Origin of the sequence: Marivibrio sp., assembly GCF_040218065.1 — a bacterium.
Classification (GTDB): Bacteria; Pseudomonadota; Alphaproteobacteria; order UBA8366; family Aestuariispiraceae; genus Marivibrio.
This window is the reverse complement of record NZ_JAVJQE010000008.1, coordinates 451,010-467,915: the sequence shown is the minus strand read 5'-3', so window position 1 is coordinate 467,915 and position 16,906 is coordinate 451,010. Positions and strand designations below refer to the sequence as shown.

General features: G+C 67.7%; 16 protein-coding genes. 6 read left to right on the top strand and 10 right to left on the bottom strand.

Annotated features, from left to right (window positions below; all coding sequences use genetic code 11):
• Nucleotides 1–6: 6 nt before the first annotated feature.
• Nucleotides 7–327, bottom strand: coding sequence for a DUF1244 domain-containing protein (locus tag RIB45_RS08520; protein WP_350049820.1), 321 nt, complete (start codon nucleotides 325–327; stop codon nucleotides 7–9).
• A gap of 127 nt (nucleotides 328–454) precedes the next feature.
• Here RIB45_RS08520 and RIB45_RS08515 point away from each other — a divergent pair, with 127 nt between their 5' ends.
• Entirely contained in the window at nucleotides 455–1,717 is a 1,263-nt protein-coding gene (locus RIB45_RS08515) for a hypothetical protein (RefSeq protein WP_350049819.1), read from the top strand.
• A 6-nt stretch (nucleotides 1,718–1,723) separates the two neighbouring features.
• On the opposite strand, the gene RIB45_RS08510 is transcribed toward RIB45_RS08515, so the two are convergent.
• The 3 genes from RIB45_RS08510 to RIB45_RS08500 form a co-directional block, all read right to left on the bottom strand.
• Nucleotides 1,724–2,146: a hypothetical protein gene (locus tag RIB45_RS08510; protein WP_350049818.1), complete on the bottom strand. Its 423-nt coding sequence runs from the start codon at nucleotides 2,144–2,146 to the stop codon at nucleotides 1,724–1,726.
• 110 nt (nucleotides 2,147–2,256) lie between these two features.
• Nucleotides 2,257–3,417 carry a carboxylate-amine ligase gene (locus RIB45_RS08505; protein WP_350049817.1) on the bottom strand — a complete coding sequence of 387 codons (1,161 nt, stop codon included), beginning with the start codon at nucleotides 3,415–3,417 and terminating at the stop codon, nucleotides 2,257–2,259.
• A gap of 68 nt (nucleotides 3,418–3,485) precedes the next feature.
• On the bottom strand, nucleotides 3,486–4,301 hold the full coding sequence (locus tag RIB45_RS08500) for an N-formylglutamate amidohydrolase (protein ID WP_350049816.1): 816 nt from the start codon (nucleotides 4,299–4,301) through the stop codon (nucleotides 3,486–3,488).
• 164 nt (nucleotides 4,302–4,465) lie between these two features.
• Between RIB45_RS08500 and RIB45_RS08495 the strand changes: the two genes are divergently transcribed.
• On the top strand, nucleotides 4,466–4,993 hold the full coding sequence (locus RIB45_RS08495; protein WP_350049815.1) for a hypothetical protein: 528 nt from the start codon (nucleotides 4,466–4,468) through the stop codon (nucleotides 4,991–4,993).
• Between the two features lie 91 nt (nucleotides 4,994–5,084).
• On the top strand, nucleotides 5,085–5,831 hold the full coding sequence (locus RIB45_RS08490; RefSeq protein WP_350049814.1) for a FadR/GntR family transcriptional regulator: 747 nt from the start codon (nucleotides 5,085–5,087) through the stop codon (nucleotides 5,829–5,831).
• Nucleotides 5,832–5,931: 100 nt separating this feature from the next.
• Here RIB45_RS08490 and RIB45_RS08485 read toward each other — a convergent pair whose 3' ends face one another.
• Together RIB45_RS08485 and RIB45_RS08480 are read right to left on the bottom strand one after the other, a co-directional pair.
• A complete protein-coding gene (locus tag RIB45_RS08485) occupies nucleotides 5,932–6,795 on the bottom strand; it encodes a hypothetical protein (protein ID WP_350049813.1) in 864 nt (287 codons plus the stop codon).
• A 124-nt stretch (nucleotides 6,796–6,919) separates the two neighbouring features.
• Entirely contained in the window at nucleotides 6,920–8,122 is a 1,203-nt protein-coding gene (locus RIB45_RS08480) for a sensor histidine kinase (protein WP_350049876.1), read from the bottom strand.
• Nucleotides 8,123–8,348: 226 nt separating this feature from the next.
• Between RIB45_RS08480 and RIB45_RS08475 the strand changes: the two genes are divergently transcribed.
• Nucleotides 8,349–9,530, top strand: coding sequence for an MFS transporter (locus tag RIB45_RS08475; RefSeq protein WP_350049812.1), 1,182 nt, complete (start codon nucleotides 8,349–8,351; stop codon nucleotides 9,528–9,530).
• On the opposite strand, the gene RIB45_RS08470 is transcribed toward RIB45_RS08475, so the two are convergent.
• The 3 genes from RIB45_RS08470 to ettA all read right to left on the bottom strand — a co-directional run bounded on the left by RIB45_RS08470 (nucleotide 9,523) and on the right by ettA (nucleotide 12,539).
• Nucleotides 9,523–9,810: a hypothetical protein gene (locus tag RIB45_RS08470; protein WP_350049811.1), complete on the bottom strand. Its 288-nt coding sequence runs from the start codon at nucleotides 9,808–9,810 to the stop codon at nucleotides 9,523–9,525. The genes RIB45_RS08475 and RIB45_RS08470 overlap by 8 nt on opposite strands.
• A 78-nt stretch (nucleotides 9,811–9,888) precedes the next feature.
• Nucleotides 9,889–10,860, bottom strand: a complete 972-nt coding sequence (locus RIB45_RS08465) for a D-2-hydroxyacid dehydrogenase (RefSeq protein WP_350049810.1) — start codon at nucleotides 10,858–10,860, stop codon at nucleotides 9,889–9,891.
• On the bottom strand, nucleotides 10,857–12,539 hold the full coding sequence (gene ettA / locus RIB45_RS08460) for an energy-dependent translational throttle protein EttA (protein ID WP_350049809.1): 1,683 nt from the start codon (nucleotides 12,537–12,539) through the stop codon (nucleotides 10,857–10,859). The genes RIB45_RS08465 and ettA overlap by 4 nt, the downstream gene beginning before the upstream one ends.
• 250 nt (nucleotides 12,540–12,789) lie before the next feature.
• Between ettA and hspQ the strand changes: the two genes are divergently transcribed.
• On the top strand, nucleotides 12,790–13,158 hold the full coding sequence (gene hspQ, locus RIB45_RS08455; protein WP_350049808.1) for a heat shock protein HspQ: 369 nt from the start codon (nucleotides 12,790–12,792) through the stop codon (nucleotides 13,156–13,158).
• A 261-nt stretch (nucleotides 13,159–13,419) separates the two neighbouring features.
• On the top strand, nucleotides 13,420–15,027 hold the full coding sequence (locus tag RIB45_RS08450; protein WP_350049807.1) for an acyl-CoA synthetase: 1,608 nt from the start codon (nucleotides 13,420–13,422) through the stop codon (nucleotides 15,025–15,027).
• A 181-nt stretch (nucleotides 15,028–15,208) separates the two neighbouring features.
• Here the strand turns inward: RIB45_RS08450 and RIB45_RS08445 are convergent, their stop codons facing one another.
• On the bottom strand, nucleotides 15,209–16,846 hold the full coding sequence (locus RIB45_RS08445; RefSeq protein WP_350049806.1) for a fumarate hydratase: 1,638 nt from the start codon (nucleotides 16,844–16,846) through the stop codon (nucleotides 15,209–15,211).
• Nucleotides 16,847–16,906 lie beyond the last annotated feature (60 nt).

Below are 16,906 nucleotides of genomic sequence, written 5' to 3'. Positions count from 1 at the left end.
TCGGCCTCAGTGATTGTCCTTGAAGGAAGCCGCGAACTGCGCCTCCTGCTCCGGCGTCGCCTGGGCCTGGTGCTTCGCCTTCCACTCGTCATAGGGCATGCCGTAGACGATTTCGCGCGCCTCATCCTTCGACAGCTCGACCCCTTTCGCTTGCGCGGCCTCGCCGTACCAGCGGCTGAGGCAGTTCCGGCAAAAGCCGGAAAGATTCATCAGATCGATGTTCTGCACGTCGGTGCGCTCGCGCAGATGATCGCGCAAGCGCCGGAAGGCGGCCGCCTCCAGCTCCAAGCGGGTCTGATCGTCGAGTTTCTCTGCCGCATCGCTCATCGCGCACGCTCCTGTCGTCTGTCGGGTTCCCGTTGCACGGGTCTACAGATAAGTGAGCGCGACGGCCCCGCCAACCCTTCAGGCGTGAGGCGCGGGAATCCGGCTGTTCCCGCCGGACGGATGCGATATGGTCGACCCTCGAGCGTTGTTTCGACAGGCGGAAGCCGGGTGGGGCATGGACAAAGACGATCTTGACAGGCTGCTGACATCCGGCAAGTTCCTGTGTTTCAAGCCGGCGGCGATGAAGCCGCGCCCGCCCGCGGAGACGCCGACCGGGAATAGCGGCGACGGCGCCGCGGAGGCGCCGGTCGATCCGAAAGCGCCGCCCCCCGACCTGTTCGAAAACGCCTTGCTGCAGAACGCCGTCTATTTCAAGGAAACCGCCGTGGACGAGGGCGGCGATCTGGAGACCGAAACCCGGATCATGCTGTCCTTCGATGCGGGCGACCCGATGCAGGGCGGCGTCTCCACCTCGGCGGACGCCAATCGGCTGCTGCCGACGCTGAAGAAATGGTATGGCGGGTCCGGCGAACTCGACCTTGGCGAGCATGACCGCGCGGTGCTGTCGGTGCTGTGTCGCGCGCCGACCTTCGATCCCTTCATCCTGATGTCTTATCGCGGCGAGTTGGAAATGGCGCGCGCGGTGCACCCCGCCTATTTCGAGGTGGACGACCTCACCTCGCGCGGGGTCCAGAAGGTGATCGAGAGCCGGGCCTCGCGACTGGTCAAGCTGGCGCTGGCGATGGAGGAGAGCCTCGACGTCCCGGCCGGGGAAGGACAAGCCCCCAGCCATGTCCAACCGGACGAGGCGCTGTTGGACCGCCAACGCACCGTCACGCGCGCGCTGACCGAGGCGATCTGGACCAACAGCGTCGGGCCGCAGAGCAAATCGCTGCTGCAAAGCTTCCGCATCCAGGAGGCGGACATGCCGCGGGTCCTGTTCGCCTGGAAAGGGATCAGCTATTACGAGTTCCTGTTCCGCGGCCTCGCGCAGGAGCATAAGGACTTTTTCCGCTGGCTGGGCGCCCCGGATTCGCTGCCGCGCGACGCCCACCAGATCCCAGCCGACCAGTTGCGCGCCTTGCAGGAGCGCCGCCAACGCTCGATCCAGGCGATCCGCCAGACCTATCTGCGCTGCGCCAATCTGCTGAACCGTTACGAGGACGCCTATGAGGCGCTGACCAGCCGAAACGATCCGAAGCCCTTCCAGCGCTTTCTGATGGCGGCGCCGAAACTGTTTCAGGGGCTGGGCGCCAGCATCGGGCGCTTCGGCCACGCCTCGAACGCGTGGAGCGTGCTGACCAACAAGGGGCGGCGGATGCGCCTCGGCTTCGCACGGTTGGAGCCCTTCTACGACTTCATCTTGAGCCTGCACGCCGACAAGGGATGAGGCCGCTTATTCCGCGGCGAGCGGGGCGGCCTTGTCGGGCGCGCCGCCGGTCTTCGCCGCGAGCGCGCCCGACTCGATCAGCGCCTGGGTCTCCCACAGCGCGTCGCGCATCGCCTCCCACAGCTCCGCCGTCTCGCTCGGCGGGAACCCGTCGACCGGCGCCGCCGCAGCGGCGGCGCGCAGCGGCCGAACCTTTGCGGCCACGTCAGTCAGCCCGAAGCGCTCCGCGATCACCAGGATCTGTTTCACCCGACGGCGCAGGACCGGGACCTCCTCGGTCTCGATCACCTCCCGCGCGAGTTTCCAAAGTTGGCGCACGACTTCCTTCAACGCTGGTTGAAAGACGGCCTCGCCCATATGGGCGCGCAGTGTCTCGAACCGGTCGCGGTCGATCAGGGTCTTGCTGGAAAGGCCGATCACGGCGGTCATGCTGGTGCGCTCATCCGTTGACGTCCGCCGGGACGGCGGAACGATTGGGCACACTATCGGGCGATTCGATTAACGCGGGGTTAGCGCCGCCGTCTGAAAGTCACGGGCGGCTACACGCCGACGACCGTCTCGTCGATCAGCCAATCGACCACAGTCTTCAGCGCCGATTCCTTGTCGGCGCCGGCCTCAAGCGCCTCGTTGTAGACGCGGAGCTGATTGTGGGCGGAGGTGCCGCGCTGCAGGATCGTGCGGGCGTGCTGACACTCCTGGGCGCAGCCGAGACGCTCCTGATCGGGCGCCGTCAGCTCCAGGATCTCCTCCAACAGGCCGTCGAAAGCCCCCAGCTTGCCGACGCCGAAATCGACGAGCCCCTCGTCAAAGCCGTAGCGCTGGGCCCGCCAGCGATTCTCCTGGATCAACATGTTGGAGTAGGCGCGCCAACGCTGGTTAGAGCGCCGCAGCCGCTGCAGGAACGACAGCAACACGGCGTAAAGCGCCGCGATCGCGATCCCGTCCTCCAGGCGCGTGCAGATGTCGGGGATGCGCATCTCGATCGTCGGGAACTTGAAGTGCGGGCGCACGTCCCACCAGATCTTCGAGGCGTCTTCCATAAGCCCGGCCTTCACGAGCACGCTGATATGGCGTTCGTATTCCGACCAGCTGTCAAAGCGCTCCGGCAGGCCGGTGCGCGGCAGCTCGTCGAACACCGCCAGGCGATAGCATTTGAGGCCGGTGTCCGCCCCCTGCCAGAACGGGCTGGAGGTGGACAGCGCCAGCAGGTGCGGCAGGAAGTAGGCGATCTGGCCGAGCAGATCCATGCGATGCTCGTCGTCCTTGAAGCCCACATGGACGTGCATGCCGCAGATCACCAGCCGGCGCGCGACCCCTTGCAGGTCGTTCGCCAACATGTTGTAGCGTTCCTTGTCGGTGTGCTGGACGGCCATCCAATGCGCCGTCGGATGGGTTGAGGCGGCGATCGCCGCCAGCCCCTGATTGCGCGCGGCCTTGGCCACCGCGCCGCGCAACCGGGCCAGTTTCTCCCGCACCTCGCGAATCGACCCGCAGACGGCCGTCCCCACCTCCACCTGCGCCTTCAGGAATTCGGGCGTCACCATACCGACATCCTCGCCGACGGCGGCCCTCACCTCGTCGATCACCGCCTCCTGGCGATCGGTGTGACCGGCGAGTTCCCCGGTCGCGGGGTCGACCAGCAGATACTCCTCCTCGATCCCGATGGTGAAGTCGTCCGCTCTCGTCTCGCTCTCGCCCATCGCTCCCCTCCCCGGCCGTCGCTCGCGTCTTGCGGCGCGGGCAGTCTAAGCCGATTTCGAGGCCCGCGTCAGCCGTCGAAGGCGTTGAACAGACCGGGCTCCGCGAGGCAGGGCCCCAGCGCTTCGGCCAGGATCTCGGCGAAGCGGGCTTGGCCCTCTTCGGTGCGAATCAGATCCTGGCGCACCTCGAAGAGGACGTTCGGACGGCCGTGCGGCCGGGCGTGGGTCTCGATCGTGTAACCGAAGCTGTCCAAGCCCGAATACGGCTTGTTGTCGCCGACGACGAGATCTGGATGCGCGACGGCCAGCGTCGCCATCACGCGCTCCGCCATGCGCCGGTCTTCGTTCGAGAGCACGCCGACATGCCAGGGACGTTGGACGCCCTTGTAGACGTCGGTGCAGCTGTGCACCGAAATCAGCGCCGGATGCGAGACCCGCCGGCGCTTCGCCTCCAAGGCGGCGGCCAGAGCGTCGTGATAGGGCTGGAACAGCTCCGCCGCGCGTTGCGCCCGATCGGCTGCGCTCAGCCGCCGATTGCCGGCGACCACCACCCGATCGTAGATCTCTCGGATCGAGGTGAAGTCGTCCGGATCGCGGTTGATGTCGATGACGAGCCGGGAGTAGCCCGACAGGATCGCCGGCGCGTCCAGCAGATCCGCCAGTCGCCTGGCCACCCCGGCAGCCCCGATGTCGTAGGCGATGTGGCGCTCCATCGCGGCCGCGACGGCGCCGAGATCGCCCAGCGCTTTGGGAACCCGGTTCGAGGCATGGTCGCAGCAGACGACGACGGGCGCGCCGCCGGCCTCCCGCGCCCATTCGAAGGGCGGCGGATCGTCGGGACCCAGCAGCGGCGCGCTCGCAGGTTCGGCGGGGGCGGTGGTCATGGCGGGCGCGATCATACCGAACGGCGGCGGCTTTGAAAGTCCCGCCTGGGGCGGCGGGCGGCGCCGGTGAAAGAGCCGGTCGCGGTCTGGTCCGGGATCGAATCGCCCGCTACCTTATGGGCTGGTGCGAGGATCGTCCCAACGAGGCCTGAGACAGGCGAGAGATGCAGCCCTTCGACGACAAAGCGCGCGAGCGGTTTCGCAAGATCGTCGGCGTCATGGAGCGCGCGACGATCGAGGGCGAGCGTCTGGCCGCGCGCGAAGCGGCCCAGCGCATGGCCGCCCTGCACGGGATGAGCCTCGACGAGGCGATCCTGGAGGCGCATCCCGAGCGCGACGACGGACGCGTCGACGCCGAAGAGCGCCAACGCCGGCGCGACGATTTCGAGGCCTGGGCCGCCCGACAGACCCGCATGAACGCGGCCTACGAGCGCGCCGAAAAGGCCCGGTTCGAAGAGGCGAAGCGCGAGGCGATGCGCCGCGGCTACCAGCCGGAGCCGGACGGCCCCGCCCGCCCCGGCCGCTACAACGTGCGCTCCCGCTATCGCCCCAGCAACTACAAGCCGACGCCGGAAGACCGCTTTCGTCTGATCGCCGGCCTGCTGCGCGACGGGGTCAGCCTGCGCCGCGTCGCCGACCTCGCCGACGCCAGCGCCAACGAGGTGGCGCGGGTCTGGATGCTGATCCGGTGAGCGGGGCCCTGAACGCCTAAAGTTCCGGCGCCTTGGCAAGCCCGACGCCCCCGCACTATCCTGCGGCCCGAGGGGTGCGGGGGACTGCGGTATGGATGAGCTGTCGATAGGGGGCGAGGAAGAGCCTGCGCGCGCCCGGGCGACGGAGCGCGAAAGCGTCTCTGACCGGGTCGCGGCTGACGTCTTGCGCATGGTGGCTGCGGGGGACATCGCGCCGGGCGAACGCCTGCCCTCGGAACGCCGGCTGGCCGAGCGGCTGGGGGTCAGTCGCGTCTCCGTGCGCGCGGCCCTGCAACGCCTGAAGGCGCAGGGCTTTCTGGCGGCCGTACAGGGGGGCGGCACGCGCGTCGTGAAGACGGTCAGCGACGCCGATCCGGCGCTGGCGGAACTCGTGCGCCTCGACCGCAGCAATCTTCTCGACCTGATGGAGCTGCGCGCGCAGATGGAGGTCTGGGCCGCGCGCAAGGCCGCGCTTGAGGCGCGCGCCGACGATCTAAGCGCCCTGCGCCGCGCCTTGGAGGAGATGGGAAGCGACGCCGCCCCCACCCCAGAGGCCAAGGCGCGCGCCGACGTCGCGTTTCATATGGCGGTCGCCAAGGCGTCCCACAGCGTCGTCTACCGCCACCTGCTGTCGGTCGTGCGCGAGACGCTGGTCGAGATGCTGAACTATCATCGGACCGAGCTGTTCGCGACGCCGGAGGACGACCGCGCCGTGATGGCCCACCATACCGCCATCGTCGAGGCGATCGAAGGCCGCGATCCCGACCGCGCGGAAGCCGCCATGCGCCGACACCTGGATTGGACGCGCGCGCATTACGAGGAGTGCGACGCGCGGTAACGGCGGGAGGGCCTCGTCAAGGGTGAGACCGCGGCCGCGCCCCTGACACCGCCGTCCTTAGCCGCCTGACCGAGCGAAACGCCTCCCGCAGTCGGCCGCGTCATCGGTCGCGCGCGCCCAGCGATTTCAGGTTGACCACGAAATCGCGGGCGACCGGTGCGAAGACCCCGCCGAGGAACGCGACGATCGCGTAAAAGACCAAGTCAACCGGGTCGAGAACGTCGTTCAGGAAAACCGTTCGCCAGACGCCGGCGGCCAGGATGATGCCGGCGCTTAAACCGACCGACGCGATATGCATCCAGCGCCGCCATTCATAATCCAAAGAGACCTTCCAGGCGTCGAACTGCCGCTGCGCCCGCGCGCCGACGCGCGCGCGGACGTCGCCTATCTTCTCCCCGCGCGGGCTTATCTCCTCCACGCCCCGGCGATCGGATCGCGCGTCCAGGTCCGCGAGCAGGAGGTCGGCGACATCCTTCACATCAGCGCCCTTCGCAGCCAACCAGAAGATGTCGAAGTTCGCCACGGGCTGCATCAGACTTAACTGAAAGGCTGCATCCAACTGTCCGATCATCCGCTCCGGCGGCAGCGCATAGAGCGCGCGCCAATCGCCCGCGGCGGCCTCGCGCTCAATCGCCTCCGGCCCGCAGGCGTCTCGAACGAGATTGTCGGCTTTATCATAGAGCTCAGACGCATCGCCCTGTTCCGAGCCCTGCGCCTCCTTGCGACGCTTGCGCAATTCTTCTGCGAGGTCGCGCAACGCCTCGCGCCGCTCACCGCACCTGGCCCTCATCCAGCTCCGGTGGTGCCAGCGGCGAAGCGAGAGGCCCTGTTTCAAAAGTTCGATCAGAGCCGATGCAAGCAGTCCGACGACCGCGAGAGCGGAGGCGGCCGGCAGAAGAAATTGGGCGAACTCGTCAACGATCCCCCCCAATTCTTCCCATCCCAGCAGCATTTCATCCCCCATCAAAATGACGTCGCAAGTCGAGCGGCGGCGCTCCCGGCGCGTTCGATCTCCAGAATACCCGTAAAATGACGTATTGAGATGTTAAAACACGTCTTTAATGCAATTCTGAAAGGGAAAAGGGCGCTTAAGCGCCGAGAATGCGCTCCGCAGGCAGCACGACGCGGACGACGAGCCCGCCGCCGGCCCGGTTTTCGAGCGTAAGGTCGCCGCCGTGGAGTTCTGTCAGCGATTTGGCGATGGCGAGTCCGAGCCCGGCGCCGCCGGTCGACGCCCGGCTCAACGCCGAACCGCCCGCCTGTTCGAACGGCAGCAGGATGCGCGCCAAGTCCGCCTCCGGCACGCCCGGGCCGCGGTCCTTCACCAGAATCGCGCAACCGCCGTCGTCGGCGGCGACGATCGCCGCCTCCACCTCCGCCTCCGGCGGCGTGAATTTCAGCGCATTGGAAAGCAGGTTGGACAGAATCTGGCGCAACCGGCGCGGATCCGCGCGTAAGATGGGGGAGATGTCGGCCGTCAGCCGCGTGGCGGCGATTCCCGCCCGGCCGGCGCCGCGCGCCTGGCGCAAACAGGCCGAGACTTCGGCCGTCAGATCGACCGCCTCCTCCTCGAGCGACAACTGGCCGGCCTCCACCTTGGCGATGTCGAGAATGTCGTTGATCAACGCGTGCAGCTGGACGCCGGCGGTGTGGACCGCGTCCACATAGCCGCGCACCCGTTCGCCGTCCGGGCCGAGATCGGCGCCGGCGGCGATCAGTTCGGAGAAGCCGAGGATGGAATTGAGCGGCGTCCGCAGATCGTGGCTCATCCGCGCCAGGAAGTCGGACTTCGCGTTGTTGCTGCGTTCGGCCTCGGCCTTCGCGCGCGCCATCTCCGCTTCCGCGCGCTTCAGCTCGGTCACATCGGCCTGAACGCTGACGAAGCCGCCGCCCGGGATCGCCCGATCGGTGGTCTTCAACCAGCGCCCGTCCTTCAGTTGAACGGTGAAGGACCCTTTTAAGGTGCGGCGATACTCCGCCTTTCGCGCGAGATAGGCGTCGGCGCCGCCGTATTCGTCGCCGACGACGACGTTGCCCCGCGCCACGTCGATTTCGCCCAATGCGCGGAAGTGCACGCCGGGGCGCGCCTCATCGCGGCTATAGCCGTAGATTTCCCGGAACCGGCTGTTGCAATAGACGAGGCGGCCGGCCGCGTCATAGACGACGATCGCCTCTCCCAGGACGTCGAGCGCCGCGTCGAAGTCGACCGGACGCGTCGTCTCGCTGTCCCGCCGACCGGCGGTCCCGTCAGGAGAAACGTCCGACGGAGGCCGGGTCTCCCATCGCGCCATATGCACCTAAGACGTCTCCTACTCCGCGCCGTCCGTCACCGGACCGCGTCGCCCCCCCCCTGTATAAGACCGAAGATCCAGGAGTTTGGTTAAGAATTCCCTTAGAGGTGCGCCGCGGCCTCTGGCGCGGCGGCGGCGACCGTGCTAGCGCCACGAGGCCATGTATGACGCTTCTGGTTCCCCCTCTCGGGCCGCCTCCGCGCGACCGCGCGCCGAATTGCCGGCCGTGATCGCGACGGTGTGCGGTTTCGCGTTCTCGGCCGGGCTGCTCTATCCGATCGTCGCGCTGATGCTGGAGCGGCGCGGCGTCGCAGAAGACATGATCGGCCTGAACACGGCCATGGTCGGCCTCGGCGTCATCGTCAGCGCCTTCTTCCTGCCGCGTCTGACGGAGCGTTACGGCGGTTGGGCGATGCTGTTCGTCGGCGCCGCCGGCGCGATCCTGGTGCTGGGGCTGATGAGCCTCGAGTACGGCTACTGGCGGTGGCTCGTCCTGCGCTTCCTGCTGGGCGTCTTCATCAACGGGCTCTATGTGATCGGCGAGGCTTGGATCAACGCCATCGCGGGCGAGGAGCGGCGCGGGCGCGTGATCGCCCTCTACACCACCGTGATGGGCGCGGCCTTCGCCGCCGGCCCGGCGTTGGCGCCGATGGTCGGGACCGAGGACATGACGGCCTTCTATCTGGTGATGGCGGTGGTCGCGGCCTCGGTCGCGCCGGTGCTGGGGTTCCGGCGGCTGGATCCCTTGCGCGGCGAAACGGCCTTGGGCGCGCCAAGCGAGGCGCGCTTCGGGCCGATCTGGCGCGGCGGCGCGGTGATGCTGGGCGCGGTCTTCGCCTTCGGCCTGCTGGACGGGACGACCTTGGGGCTGACGCCGGTCTGGGCGCTGCGCCTGGGGTTGGAAGGGGACGCGGCCTCGCTGCCGCTGATCGCGATCGTGGTCGGCGCGGTCGGATTCCAGTACCCGATCGGCTGGCTCGCCGACCGGATCGGTCCGCGCCAGGTGCTGCCGGGCTGCGCCGCTCTGTGCGCGGCCTGCGGCCTCGTTCTGCCGTTGCTGGCGCCGGGGGGCTTCGTCTTCTACGCAGTGCTGGCGCTGTGGGGGGCGATGAGCTTCGCCCTCTTCACCGTCAGCCTGATGCTGATCGGCCGACGCTTCCGCGGACCGGCCCTGTCGGCCGCGAGCGCGCTTCTGACCATGATGTGGGGCTTGGGCGCGATGATCGGCCCCTGGGGCGCGGGCGCCGCCATGGGCGCGGCCGGCCCCCACGCCATGCCGCTCACCCTCGCCGTCGTATGCGTGATGCTGACCGCCGCGACGCTGATCTTCCGCGGCCTGCTGCCGACGAAGGCGGAAGCGCGGGCGACAGCCAAACTATCGAAGCCGCGTGGCGGTCCTCTCAATTGACATGCAAGACGATCGAATGAAGACCGTAGAAAACGACGAGCGACAAAAATGCAGCGCAAAGGAGGCCGGCCCGTCCGCGGAGCCCGGCCTGAAGCGCCTGCTCTAGAAGCGCCGATAGGATCACGCCGAGAAGAGCGCCGAGAAGGAGCGCCGCCGGCACGAGAAGCAGCGCCCAGAGCAACCGCACCTCCTCGGCGGCCGTCCAATAGGCGTATTGGCCAGTGGCGACGCCAGCCAAAGCGCCAAGTCCAGCCGCTACATCCTCTTTCTGAAAACGCATAGTCCACTCACACTTGCGGCTCGCGACATTGAACCATTTTAGTGGCGTCTATTAAAATAAACAACTAAATCGGGTGTTTTAATAGCCGACGGCAGGGTCCACTCGGTTATCGAGGGACAGTCCCGCTCGGCGCCGATCGAGGTTGTCGAAAAAGGCGCTGGTCATGCGGCGGAACCAATCGTCGACGAGGTCGGCGATGTGGGGTGTGATCAGGACCTGATCGAAGCTCCAGAGGGGCGAGGCCTCCGGCAAGGGCTCGGTCTCGAAGACGTCGAGGACGGCCTGACCGATCGTCCCATTTTCCAACGCGCGGATCAGCGCCGCCTCGTCCACGACGGGTCCGCGCGCGGCGTTCAGGAAGCCGACGCCCGGCTCCATGGCGCGGAAGACGGCGGCGTCGACCAGCCCGCGGCTTTGCGGCGTCAGCGCCGCATGGACGGCGACGAAGTCGCAGTCGGCGACGGCGCGCTCGATCTCATCGGGGCCGAAGACCTCCGAGACATGCTCCGTCGGCTGCGGATTGGCGCGCACGCCGACGACCTTGAGCCCCAGGCCCGCGGCGCGCGCGGCCACCGCGCGCCCGACCCGCCCCAGCCCCACGACGCACAGCCGCTTGCCCGCGATCGGCGTCCAGGTGCGCTCCGCCCAACGCCGGGCGCGCTGGTTGGTCCTATGCTCCATCAGGCGCAGGTTCATCGCCATGAGGGCGCCGGCGGCGTATTCCGCCAGGAAGTCGGCGTTGACGCCGGCGGCGTTGGTGACGGTCTTCGCGGCCGGATCCCAGGGCAGCAGATGCTCGATCCCCGCCCCGCCGTTGGAAAGCCAGCGCACGCTCTCGAAGTCGAGCGCGCGCTTCAGATCCTCTTTCGCGACCCCGCCGCCGCCCGTTCCGAAGACGATCGTGGGGCGGAAGTCTTTGAGCGCCGCGTCCAAGTCCGCCGAGCGCGCGACGTAACGCACGGGCAACTCGCCCGCCCGCGCCTCGACGATGTCGCGGATCTCGTCGGGCGCCGCGTAGAGGATGAGGAGGCGGTCGTCGCCGCCGCTCACCGCGTCATCCGGCGGTACTTGATGCGGTGCGGCTGGTCGGCGTCGGCGCCGAGGCGGCGTTTGCGGTCGGCCTCGTAATCCTCGTAGTTGCCCTCGAACCAGGTGACCTGGCTGTCGCCCTCATAGGCGAGGATGTGGGTGCAGAGCCGGTCCAGGAACCAGCGATCGTGGCTGATCACCACGGCGCAGCCCGGAAAGGTCTCCAGCGAATCCTCCAGCGCGCGCAGCGTATCCACGTCGAGATCGTTGGTCGGCTCGTCGAGCAGCAGCACGTTGGCGCCGGATTTCAGCATCTTCGCCAGATGCACCCGGTTGCGCTCGCCGCCTGAGAGCTGGCCGACCTTCTTCTGCTGGTCGCCGCCCTTGAAGTTGAAGGAGCCGACATAGGCGCGGCTGGGGACCTTGCGCTTGCCGAGCTCCAGCATGTCGGCGCCCTCCGAGATCTCCTCCCAGACGTTCTTGTTGGGATCGAGGGCGTCGCGCGACTGATCGACATAGCCGAGCTTCACCGTCTCGCCGACGCGCATGGAGCCGGAATCGGGCTCCTCCTGACCGGTGATGAGACGGAACAGCGTGGTCTTGCCGGCGCCGTTCGGCCCGATCACGCCGACGATGCCGCCCGGCGGCAGATTGAAGGTCAGATTCTCGAACAGGAGCTTGTCCTGATAGGCCTTTGAGATCCCCTCCGCCTCGATCACCACGTCGCCGAGGCGCGGCCCGGGCGGGATGACGATCTGGGCGGTCTGGTTGGCCTTTTCGGCGTCCTGCGCCTCCTGAACCAGCTTGTCGTAGGACTGGATGCGCGCCTTGGCCTTGGTCTGCCGGCCGCGGGCGGAGGCGGAGACCCACTCGCGCTCGGCGGCGATGGTGCGAAGCCGCGCCTCCTGCTCGCGCCCTTCCTGCTTCAGGCGCTTCTCCTTCTGCTCCAGCCAGCTGGAGTAGTTGCCCTCGTAGGGGATGCCGCGACCGCGGTCGAGCTCAAGGATCCAGCCGGTGACATTGTCCAGGAAGTAGCGATCGTGAGTGACCATCACGACCGTGCCGGCGTAGTCCGCCAGGAACTTCTGCAGCCAGGCGACGCTTTCGGCGTCCAGATGGTTGGTCGGCTCGTCCAACAGCAGCATGTCGGGCTTGGACAAAAGCAGCCGGCAGAGCGCGACGCGCCGGCGCTCGCCGCCCGAGAGCTTCTCCACCCCCCAGTCGCCGGGCGGGCAGCGCAGCGCGTCCATCGCCACGTCGACCTGGCTTTCCAGATCCCAGGCGTCGGCGGCGTCGATCTTCTCCTGCAGCTCCGACTGCTCGCCGATCAGCGTCATCATCTCGTCGTCGTCGGTGACTTCGCCGAGCTTCATCGACACCTCGTTGAAGCGGTCGACCAGCGCCTTCAGCTCGGCCATCCCCTCCATCGCGTTCTCGGCGACGGTCTTGCTCTCGTCCAGATGCGGCTCCTGCTCCAGATAGCCGATCTTGATCCCGTCGGCGGCCCAGGCCTCGCCGTTATATTCGGTGTCGCGGCCGGCCATGATCTTCAAGAGCGTCGACTTGCCCGCGCCGTTGTAGCCGAGCACGCCGATCTTGGCGCCCGGCAGGAACTGAAGCGTGATCTCCTTCAGCACCTCCTTGCCGCCGGGATAGGTCTTGGACAGCTTGTGCATGCCGAAGACGTACTGTTGGGCCATGGTGTCGATCCTCGCTCCAAGGCGCGCCCGGCGGCCGCTCAGGGCCGCGGAAATCCGCGCGAAATCCGGGAAAAGCCGGAGGGTTGTAGCCGATGGGGCGGCTGCGCTCAAGCGCGCGCGGCGGATTGCGCGCAAGGGTGTGCGCCCGGGCTTGATTTTCAGGCCCGTCGCCCCGATTTTGTTGGTTATGATGGATGACCGAAACGACCCCCGTACGACTGACCGCCAGCAGCGCGCCGGCGCGCCTCCGATGGCTCCGTCCGACGAGACGGCGCAGGAGGACGGCCCGCTGTTCGCGGAGGCGAAGTTTCCGATCGGCCTGCCGGTGCGGCACCGCAAGTTCGGCTTCCACGGCGTCATCTTCGACGTCGACCCCGAGTTCGACAATTCCGAGGAATGGTACCAGTCCATCCCGGAAGAGGTGCGGCCGCGCAAGGACCAGCCTTTTTATCATCTCTTCGCAGTCAATCCGCAGGACGAGAGCCCGTACATCGCCTACGTCTCCGAACAGAATCTGGAGCCGAGCGCGGACGACGAGGGCCCCTTCCACCCGGCCGTGGCGGAATACTTCGCCGGCATGGAGGAAGGCCGTTTCGTGCTGCGCACGCCGCTGAACTGAGCGGCGCGATCGACAAGGTCGCGCCAACGCTTGAGGCGACGCCTTGTCTTAGAGAGAGCGGTTAACGTCGGCCCGCACTTGTTCCGGGTCCGCCGCAGCCCGCTACGAGAGCGCGCGGCGCGGTTCCCTCGGGACAAGCCCGGGGTGAGGCGCGTTGCGACACCGTCGCGATCGGCGCGCTCCGCGTTCGCCCCCCCAACGCCGCCCCCTTCCCGTCGCAGCCGAACCCCACTACCCTCCCGCCTAAACGGGAGGAAACAAATGCTGACCCGCGCGCCGGACTACCGGACCCTGTATGACGGCTTCCGCTGGCCGATCCCGGATCGCTACAACATCGGCGTCGACTGCACCGACAAGCAGGATCCGCAGAAGCCGGCGCTGATCTACCGCGCCCCGGACGGCACGGTGACGCGCTACAGCTTCGGCGACCTGTCGCGCCTGACCAATCGCTTCGCCAATGTGCTGACGGCTGGCGGCCTCAAGCGCGGCGACCGGGTCGGCGTGCTGGCGCCCCAGGCGCCGGAGACGGCGGTCGCCCATCTCGGCGCGCACAAGGCGGGGATGGTCTCGGTCCCGCTCTTCACGCTGTTCGGCGAGGAGGCGCTGGAATACCGCCTGAAGACCTGCGGGGCGGCCGCGCTGGTGACGGACGCGGCGAGCCTGCCGAAGATTCTGGCGATCCGGGACCGGCTGCCGGATTTGCAGCTCATCCTGTGCATCGACGGGCCGGCCGACGGCGCCCAGGATTTTCACACGCTGATGGACAAGGCCGCCGACGCCTTCCAGGCGGTCGACACAGGGCCGGACGATCCGGCGATCCTGATCTTCACCTCCGGCACCACCGGGCCGCCCAAGGGCGCGCTGCACGGCCATAGGGTGCTGCTGGGCCATTTGCCGGGCGTCGAGTTGCCGCAGGAATTCTTCCCGCAAGCGGGCGATTTGTTCTGGACGCCGGCGGACTGGGCCTGGATCGGCGGCCTGATCGACGTGTTGCTGCCGAGCCTGCATCACGGCGTCCCGGTGTTGGCCTATCGCATGGGCAAGTTCGACCCGGAGGAGGCCTTTCAGGTGCTGGCCGACTTCAAGGTCCGCAACGCCTTCATGCCGCCCACCGCCTTGAAACTGATGCGCCAGGTGACAGAGCCCCGGCGCTTCGGGTGCGCCGTGCGCTCCATCGGCAGCGGCGGGGAGACCTTGGGCGAAGAACTGCTGGGCTGGGGCCGCGAGGCCTTCGGTCTGACGATCAACGAGTTCTACGGCCAGACCGAATGCAATCTGGTGCTGTCCAACTGCGCGGGCCTGTTCGAGGTGCGCCCGGGCGCGATGGGCCGCGCCGTTCCCGGCCACCGCGTCGCGATCGTCGACGCCGAGACGGGGGAGGAACTGCCGGACGGCGCGGTCGGCGCGATCGCCGTCAAGGCGCCGGATCCGGTGATGTTCCTCGGCTATTGGGGGAACGAGGCGGCGACCAACGAGAAGTTCGTCGGGGACTGGCTTCTGACCGGCGACACCGGCCGGCGGGACGCAGACGGCTATTTCTTCTATGTCGGGCGCAATGACGACGTCATCACGACGGCCGGCTACCGCGTCGGCCCGGGCGAGATCGAGGATTGCCTCGCCGGCCATCCGGCCGTGCAGATGGCGGCCGTCGTCGGCGTGCCGGACCCGATCCGCACCCAGGCGATCAAGGCCTTCATCGTCGCCGCCCCCGGCCATGCGCCGAGCGAGGATCTAGCCGAGGAGATCAAGGCCCACGTGAAGACGCGCCTCGCCGCGCACGAATACCCGCGGCTCGTCGAGTTCGTGGACGAGTTGCCGATGACCGCGACCGGCAAGATCATGCGCAAGAAGCTGCGGGAGCGGGGGTGAGGCTTTGCGCCGGCCCCCTTCCCCCTCTCCCCTTCAGAGGGGAGAGGGTCGGCGTGAGGGGTGGCTGCTGAAAGTCGGGAAGTCGGCGCGTCGCTGCAACCATCCCCTCACCCTCCCACGACGCGTTCCGCGTCGCGGCCCCCTCACTCTCCCCTTATGAAAGGGGAGAGGGGGTCTCCCCTCAGATCTTCAAATCCTTGAAGAAATCGTTCCCTTTGTCGTCGACGACGATGAAGGCGGGGAAGTTCTCGACCTCGATGCGCCAGATCGCCTCCATGCCGAGCTCGGGATACGCCAGGCACTCCACCTTCCTGATGCAGTCCTGGGCGAGGCGGGCGGCCGGGCCGCCGATGGAGCCGAGATAAAAGCCGCCGTGCTTGGCGCAGGCCTTGGTGACGACCGGGCTGCGGTTGCCCTTGGCCAGCATGATCATGGAGCCGCCGGCCGCCTGGAATTCGTCGACGAAGCCGTCCATGCGTCCCGCCGTCGTCGGCCCGAAGGAGCCGGAGGCGTAGCCTTCCGGCGTCTTGGCCGGGCCGGCGTAGTAGATCGGATGATCCTTGAAGTACTGCGGCAGCGGCTCGCCCTTCGCCAGGCGCTCGCGCAGCTTCCGGTGGGCGGCGTCGCGGGCGACGATGATCGGGCCGGTCAGGCTGAGGCGGGTCTTGATCGGGTGTTTGCTCAGGATCTCGCGCTGCTTGTCCATCGGCAGGGTGAGGTCGAGCTCGACCACCTCGCCCTCGAACTCGCTCGCGTCGACCTCGGGCAGATATTTAACCGGGTCGCGCTCCAGCTCCTCCAGGAAGACGCCGTCGCGGGTGATCTTGCCCATCGCCTGGCGGTCGGCCGAGCAGCTGACGCCGATCCCGATCGGCAGCGAGGCGCCGTGACGCGGCAGGCGGATGACGCGCACGTCGTGACAGAAATACTTGCCGCCGAACTGGGCGCCGATGCCCATGTTGCGGGTCATCTCGTGGACGGCGGCCTCCATCTCCAGATCGCGGAAGGCGGCGCCTTCCGGGCCTCCTTGCGTCGGCAGGCCGTCCAGATAGCGGCAGGAGGCGAGCTTGACGGTCTTGAGGTTCAACTCCGCCGAGGTGCCGCCGATCACGACCGCCAAGTGATAGGGCGGGCAAGCGGCGGTCCCCAGCGTGCGGATCTTCTCGTCCAGGAAGGCCAGCATGCGCTCGCGATCGACCAGCGAGGGCGTCGCCTGATGCAGGAAGGTCTTGTTGGCCGATCCGCCGCCCTTGGCGATGAAGAGGAACTTGTAGGCGTCCTCCTGTTGGCCGGCGCCTTGCGCGTAAAGGTCGATCTGCGCCGGCAGATTGGTCTTGGTGTTGGTCTCCTCGAACATCGAGACGGGCGAGACCTGGCTATAGCGCAGATTGTTGCGCTCATAGGCGTCGAACACGCCCTGGCCCAGCGCGGCCGCGTCCGACCCGTCGGTCCACACCCGCCGGCCCTTCTTGCCCATGACGATGGCGGTGCCGGTGTCCTGGCACATCGGCAGCACGCCGCCGGCGGCGATGTTGGCGTTCTTCAAGAGATCGAAGGCGACGAAGCGGTCGTTCGGCGAGGCCTCCGGGTCCTTCAAGATGTCGGCCAACTGCTGCAGATGGCCCGGGCGCAGCAGATGGTTGATGTCGCGGAAGGCTTCCTCCGACAGCAGGCGCATCGCCTCGGGCTCGACCGTCAGCCACTCCTCGCCCCGGAAGCTGTCGGTCCCAACGAAGTCGCCGGAGAGCTTGCGATAGGGCGTCTCGTCCGGCGAGAGCGGGAACATGTCGTAGGCGGCGGGCGGGACGGAATCGGGCATGGTCTGCCTCCCTCGATGCGCTTTTTCGGATCCGCCTCAGGTTATCGGCGACAGCGCGGC

What these genes read in the sequence shown, in the direction of transcription:
- RIB45_RS08520 (WP_350049820.1), bottom strand. Translation starts at nt 327, where the DNA reads ATGAGCGATGCGGCAGAGAAACTCGACGATCAGACCCGCTTGGAGCTG.
- RIB45_RS08515 (WP_350049819.1), top strand. Translation starts at nt 455, where the DNA reads ATGGTCGACCCTCGAGCGTTGTTTCGACAGGCGGAAGCCGGGTGGGGC.
- RIB45_RS08510 (WP_350049818.1), bottom strand. Translation starts at nt 2,146, where the DNA reads ATGACCGCCGTGATCGGCCTTTCCAGCAAGACCCTGATCGACCGCGAC.
- RIB45_RS08505 (WP_350049817.1), bottom strand. Translation starts at nt 3,417, where the DNA reads ATGGGCGAGAGCGAGACGAGAGCGGACGACTTCACCATCGGGATCGAG.
- RIB45_RS08500 (WP_350049816.1), bottom strand. Translation starts at nt 4,301, where the DNA reads ATGACCACCGCCCCCGCCGAACCTGCGAGCGCGCCGCTGCTGGGTCCC.
- RIB45_RS08495 (WP_350049815.1), top strand. Translation starts at nt 4,466, where the DNA reads ATGCAGCCCTTCGACGACAAAGCGCGCGAGCGGTTTCGCAAGATCGTC.
- RIB45_RS08490 (WP_350049814.1), top strand. Translation starts at nt 5,085, where the DNA reads ATGGATGAGCTGTCGATAGGGGGCGAGGAAGAGCCTGCGCGCGCCCGG.
- RIB45_RS08485 (WP_350049813.1), bottom strand. Translation starts at nt 6,795, where the DNA reads ATGGGGGATGAAATGCTGCTGGGATGGGAAGAATTGGGGGGGATCGTT.
- RIB45_RS08480 (WP_350049876.1), bottom strand. Translation starts at nt 8,122, where the DNA reads ATGGCGCGATGGGAGACCCGGCCTCCGTCGGACGTTTCTCCTGACGGG.
- RIB45_RS08470 (WP_350049811.1), bottom strand. Translation starts at nt 9,810, where the DNA reads ATGCGTTTTCAGAAAGAGGATGTAGCGGCTGGACTTGGCGCTTTGGCT.
- ettA (WP_350049809.1), bottom strand. Translation starts at nt 12,539, where the DNA reads ATGGCCCAACAGTACGTCTTCGGCATGCACAAGCTGTCCAAGACCTAT.
- hspQ (WP_350049808.1), top strand. Translation starts at nt 12,790, where the DNA reads ATGGCTCCGTCCGACGAGACGGCGCAGGAGGACGGCCCGCTGTTCGCG.
- RIB45_RS08450 (WP_350049807.1), top strand. Translation starts at nt 13,420, where the DNA reads ATGCTGACCCGCGCGCCGGACTACCGGACCCTGTATGACGGCTTCCGC.
- RIB45_RS08445 (WP_350049806.1), bottom strand. Translation starts at nt 16,846, where the DNA reads ATGCCCGATTCCGTCCCGCCCGCCGCCTACGACATGTTCCCGCTCTCG.